Annotated in this window: 1 protein-coding gene; it reads right to left on the reverse strand. The window is 61.9% G+C overall.

The genetic code is table 11. The features are described from left to right. Window positions 1–620, reverse strand: a 620-nt coding sequence (locus tag A3754_RS01965; protein ID WP_197468382.1) for a deoxyribodipyrimidine photo-lyase, incomplete at both ends; no start/stop codon positions are given.

The raw sequence follows: 620 nt of genomic DNA on the forward strand, positions 1-620 counted from the left end.
TGAACGCGGTGGTCACCCGCTCACGCACCCCGGCATGGGGCACGATGGGTGGCGGATAATCCGGGGCCAGTAACGGTTGCTTCCAGGGCTCATGGATTTGCTTGCTGTCCAGCCCGTTTAGTTCCGGCACCCAGCGGGCAATAAAACGTCCCTGTGCATCAAAACGCTGGCTTTGGCGCACCGGGTTGAAGACCCGAAAATAGGGCACCGCATCCGTGCCCGCCGACGCGCTCCACTGCCAGCCCCCGTTGTTGGCCGCAAAATCCCCATCCAGCAGGTGTTCCATGAAAAAGGCTTCTCCGCGACGCCAGTCCAGCCAAAGATGCTTGCTGAGAAACATGGCTGTCACCATACGCAGCCGGTTGTGCATCCAGCCGGTGGCAACCAGCTGACGCATGGCCGCATCCACCAACGGGTAACCGGTACGCCCTTCGCACCAGGCGGTGAAGCGTTCGTCATCCTGGTCCCATTGCAACAGATCGGTTTCGGGTCGGAATGCCTGGCCGCGGCTGACACGGGGAAACTGCGCCATGATCTGCCGATAGAAATCCCGCCAGGCCAGTTCACCGATCCAGCACGCGGCACCGTCACGGCTTCCCGCATCTGCCATGGCCTGACTC

It is taken from the genome of Alcanivorax sp. HI0083, from assembly GCF_001635175.1.